Origin of the sequence: Mariniphaga sediminis (assembly GCF_003573545.1) — a bacterium.
GTDB lineage: Bacteria > Bacteroidota > Bacteroidia > Bacteroidales > Prolixibacteraceae > Mariniphaga > Mariniphaga sediminis.
In genome coordinates, this window is sequence record NZ_QWET01000045.1 from 1 (window position 1) to 4,876 (window position 4,876).

Genomic DNA, 4,876 nt, shown 5'->3' on the forward strand with positions numbered 1-4,876 from the left:
TTAGAGTCCATATCAGAGCAAGGTTTTGTTTGTTAAATATTTAAATATAAGACACTTAAATATAAACAAAACTTTGCTTTTTTGCTAGCAATTTCTTAGGTTTCTTACATCGAACTGACGTTAAATACGATTCAAAGATTCCCGGGCAACAGAAGCTAAATTAAATTTTGTAGTGTTCTGTTCAGGCAAGCCATCCTTTAAGGTAAAACTCCGCAGTTTTTGAGAATGGTCAGGTACAAAACATTTGCGATTGGTAGATATATAATAAAAGATGGAAGTTTAAGAATCCTGAGACTCTCATCGGCTATGAGAAGAAGAGAATGGTTCAAATTTTTTTGGAGTTCTGCAAACTGTCTCGAAACTCCTTTTTTTAACCTTAATATTTCTAATGGCAAATTAGTATTACTTCAAATTTTGTTTAGGCTTATAAATATATAGATTTATTAGGCAGTTTAGCGGCGGAGGCTTTCAATTTTATCGAGGATAATCTTTTCAACATTGGAAGGGAAAACACTGGGCATTCCATACCAAAAAAAAGAACCCAGTCCTTCGTAATTTTTTTCTGCAATGTGCATGCCTGTTGGTAAATAGCTAGATACATCATTCGTATAGCCTGCAACTGAAACCATTTTATCTGGCCAAAATTTTTTCACTCCCAAACTATAACCAGTTGTAGTTTCTCTTGAAAATCCGATAAGTTTCCAGTTACCTATGTTGATTGTTTGAACATATACAGGCATCGTTTCCGGCATGGTTCCTTCATCATAGTATTTCAGCATCAGGTCGCACCATTTCACATTTTTTTCAGCCTCTATATCCCTTGGTTTATTAATATTTTGAACTCTATAGTCATATATTTCTGTTTTGCTCCAGGGAGTTACAGGAAAGTTTATGGTATCAAGATAAAATGATATTGGCCCTTCAATGTTTTTCATCGGACGGCGGGTTATTGCTATAACTTCATTAGCAAGTTTTTCCCCTGTTATATATTCTCCATCATCCTTTGGGTTTATATCTCCTGCAGTTCCCTGTAAAAACAGGGAATTACAACTGTTCGTCCGTTCTTCTACTAGTTTACGGGCAACACCAGGAAAATTGGCGCTTATAGTATAATGTAAAGTGCCTGCAACGCTGAATACCGGGTGACAAGCTGCCATAAACAAGTAGCCTTTTTCATGACTGCCGTTATAATTAATCTGGATAACATCAACATCACTATCATACAATTCCTGATGATCCTTCAAACTCCTGTTGTAACCAATATCTGTTTTCCCTCTACCAAATGATAATTGTGCCGGCTCCATTGTATGCAATGCGCCTTTAACTGCATGAAGAATACCTCCTTTAATAATTACATTCAAGTATGTGCTGTCGGGACGTTGATTGGCTTCCTGCCATGTCAGCCAGTTTTGAGAAACAGGTGCAAAATGGGTATGTGAACTGTTTATAAAAACTGCAGAAGCAGGAATTTGATATTTCTCATAGATTTTGTGTTTGAGTGCCCCAACGAAAGTGTCCTCAAGTCCACAGACATCCATATTTACAATAATCACGGTTTGATTATCATTCTTAATCGCCATTGCTCTGGCTGTCAGGGCTGATTCACTACGATGTTCCCCCTGATATAAAATGTTATCATTACTTATTCCAAAAATCTGATCATTAAGTATGGCAATATTCCGAATATTTTCTTTGATTGTTTCCTCATTTTTATAAGCAATTTTTAACCATTTTTTGTTATTTCCAGATAAAGGAAGCTGAAAAAGAATTCCGACAGATGTTAACGCGTATAACTTTTCATTACTGGCCGCTAAACTTATAATGTCTTGAAGAGAATCTAATTGTTTCCAATTAGCTGAATCTTCAAAGGGTTTTAAAGATCTGACTTCCCCTTTATCATTCGAAATGAATAACGTTTTATCCAAGGAAGTTAACGCAGTTACGTTATGGCCAATTTGGCCTGCCTTTTCCCATCTTTCCTGTTTATTGAATCCCGATCTTAAAAGTTCACCTGAGGCATTGATCCCATATAATGAATTATCAACACCGGTTAGAAACTTAATATCGGTAGCAGTACCGATGTTATCTGTGAAAATACCATTACTATTTTCGGAAAGATTCAAGCCAAGTAATTCATTCCTGCTAATAATCAATAACCGGTTTTTCATAGTGCTTAGTGCAGTGGTTTCCGGAACATGGCCTTTTTCTATCCATTGCAATGTGAAACGTCCGTCACGTGGAGCTCCATAACCTCCAAGATGCAACGAAATTAACGAAGGATATGGTTCTATACTTGCAGTAGATGTACCAACAAAGTAGGTTGATTGGGCAAATGAAAGTGCCGGCAAAATGGAAAGAATCAATATTTTCCTAATCCTCATCATAACTGAATTATTTATTTTTCGTTCATAGAGCTTATTTATCTATGTGAAAGTTTCACCAACCAATATTATATACAGAAACAACATCCGACGAAAAGGTCACAAAGACTTATCGATCTCAGGAGCATATTTTTGTATCTTTCGGATTGCTTCAGCAATTTGTTCCATATCTGTTTTTGAACCTAACAACATATACTGGAAGAACCATAGACTCTCTTCTCCGGTAAGTTTGTCATTTTGCGGACATTGATTCCGCTCCAGCCAATCATTCATTGTTTTCTCTCCATAAATTTTCAGATAGTGCTTATTCTTCACCAACCCGGTTACATAAGCATCTTTGTTTATCATTCCGTACCCTTTTGAACATGGAATTCCTTCCTGTTTTAGTGCTTCTATAAATTTTGACCGGCTTAGTCCATCAAAAAAAGATTTATCGTACCTGAACATATACAAATGGTATGCGCTCAAAGTTGTACCCTCATAAAGCTTCGCAGGAGTAATTCCTGGAATATCATTTAATAGTTTTGAAAGATACCGTGCATTTTCATACCTTCTGTTTGTTTGCTCAACCACACGTGTCATTTGCGCTACCAGTAAATTCCCCTGGAACTCGGTTAAACGAAGATTTGTACCTCGTGTCCCTGAGCCCGGATTAAATCCTGTAACACGTCCTCCCTGTCCTTGGTTGTGAAAGTTATAACAAGTTTGTGCAAATGAATCATCGTTGGTGATAATAGCGCCCCCTTCACCTGAATTCAGGTTTTTACTTGCCTGAAAACTGAATGCTCCACCTAGCCCAAAATTACCCACTTTTTTTCCCTTCCATTCTGCCAAATGCGCCTGGCATGCATCCTCAATAATAGGAAGCTTTGTTTTCTCCCCAATACTCAGAATTTTATCCAGGTCGGCCGGAGAACCTCCTATATGAACCGGCATAATTACCTTCGTTTGTTTAGTTATAGCCGGCTCTATTTTATTGGCGTCAATCTGAAAACTTTCGATATCGGAATCAACAAAAATGGGTAATGCGTAGTTTAATGTCACTACATTATAAGTTGCAATAAACGTGTAAACAGGAATAACTACCTCGTCGCCTGGGCCGACATCCAATGCCCCGAGCATGGTAGATAATGAACTTGTACCGCTTGACGTGGCCAGACAATGTTTAGCTCCGTTAAGCTTTTTATATTGAGCTTCAAAATTATCCACTTTAGTGCTTCCCAGCCGGCACCAATTTTTACTTTGTAGAACATCATTCAATGCCTTCTCTTCTTTTTGATCAAATACCGGCCAACTGGGAAATACTCCTGTATGGGCCTTTTCCCCTCCTAAAACAACTGGTTTTACAGGGGTTGGACCTGAAGCAAATGAAGTGTGAGCTGCCCCTAAAGTTAATCCAATTCCGGAGATTGCTGAGTTTCGAATGAAATTTCTGCGATTAAGATTAGCTGTCATTTTAATTTATGTTTTATATTACTAAAATATCCTCGAAGATTCATGTTAATGTACTTTTCAAACCTTATAAAGTTAATGAAAAATCATATGCTGATTTTATCAGAGTTTAGTTTAAAAGCGAATGAAATGAATATTGAAACCATCACATTTTACATTAAAAACAAAGTTATGAGAGCTGCCAATATTGTATCTGTATGAAATTGTCATATATTGATATATTTTTGTTGAATTTCATTCATTTTGAAATTAATTGACTGATTATGAATTGTTTCTATGTTGTGTTGTAATTATGCAAAAGGAATCCTTATTTCTATTCTGCCAGATTCTAGTATGACGATTTTGAATTTAATGAACTAACTTAAAAAAAAAACTACCGTAACATTGTTGGAGACAACGTATGGATTAAATGAGTAGTCTGCCCGGCAAAATTTTGTATAAATGTAATGATAATAGAGCCAATAAATCAATGAATAGAATTGTAGTTTGGAAAAAATGTGCTGTGAAATTAAATGGTTTTTGACAAAAACTGGCTAATTCATTTTGGACTCCATATTTTTTTTGAGTTGATATAAATTAAAAAAATGTAATTATTTGAGGTTTAAAATAATTTATATATTTGCACTCGCATTGGGGGATTAGCTCAGTTGGCTAGAGCGTTTGACTGGCAGTCAAAAGGTCAGCGGTTCGATTCCGCTATTCTCCACTGAAAATAAGGGAATTGTAAATAGATTTTTGCAACTCCCTTTTTTTGTGCATACAAATGTGCATACTTTGGAGCAATTTATTGGCTCAAGTGAACTTTCTGTGGGGGAGTAAATAATTAAGCATAAATTTTAGTTAATCTAAACAAGAAAAATGTAATGTCCCTTACTCCCCTGAACTGACTTCTAAAAGCTTTAATTTTTGCATTAAAAGATTCAGCAGATGCATTTGTACTTCTGTTGCCAAAATAGTTTAATATCTCTGAATAATGAGCATAGAAGGTTGCTGATATTGTATTGAAGGATTTGAATCCAGAGTCTGTCACATCGTTGAACCAC

At 36.0% G+C, this 4,876-nt stretch carries 3 protein-coding genes and 1 tRNA gene; 1 reads left to right on the top strand and 3 read right to left on the bottom strand.

Features of this window, described 5'->3' with window-relative positions:
* Positions 1 to 452: 452 nt before the first annotated feature.
* The gene (locus D1164_RS23360; protein ID WP_172594615.1) at positions 453 to 2,219 is read right to left on the bottom strand and encodes a neutral/alkaline non-lysosomal ceramidase N-terminal domain-containing protein; all 1,767 of its coding nucleotides are present in this window, start codon (positions 2,217 to 2,219) and stop codon (positions 453 to 455) included.
* A 261-nt stretch (positions 2,220 to 2,480) separates the two neighbouring features.
* The gene (locus tag D1164_RS23365) at positions 2,481 to 3,836 is read right to left on the bottom strand and encodes a DegT/DnrJ/EryC1/StrS family aminotransferase (RefSeq protein ID WP_119352326.1); all 1,356 of its coding nucleotides are present in this window, start codon (positions 3,834 to 3,836) and stop codon (positions 2,481 to 2,483) included.
* 629 nt (positions 3,837 to 4,465) lie between these two features.
* On the opposite strand from D1164_RS23365, the gene D1164_RS23370 reads away from it, so the two are divergent.
* A tRNA-Ala gene (locus D1164_RS23370) sits at positions 4,466 to 4,539 on the top strand.
* Between the two features lie 117 nt (positions 4,540 to 4,656).
* On the opposite strand, the gene D1164_RS23375 is transcribed toward D1164_RS23370, so the two are convergent.
* Positions 4,657 to 4,876: transposase (locus tag D1164_RS23375; RefSeq protein ID WP_147372282.1), on the bottom strand; the 220-nt coding region annotated here is incomplete at its 5' end.

Bases quoted from the DNA above. Each gene is read 5' to 3' on its own strand.
- D1164_RS23365 (WP_119352326.1), bottom strand. From the start codon at position 3,836: ATGACAGCTAATCTTAATCGCAGAAATTTCATTCGAAACTCAGCAATC.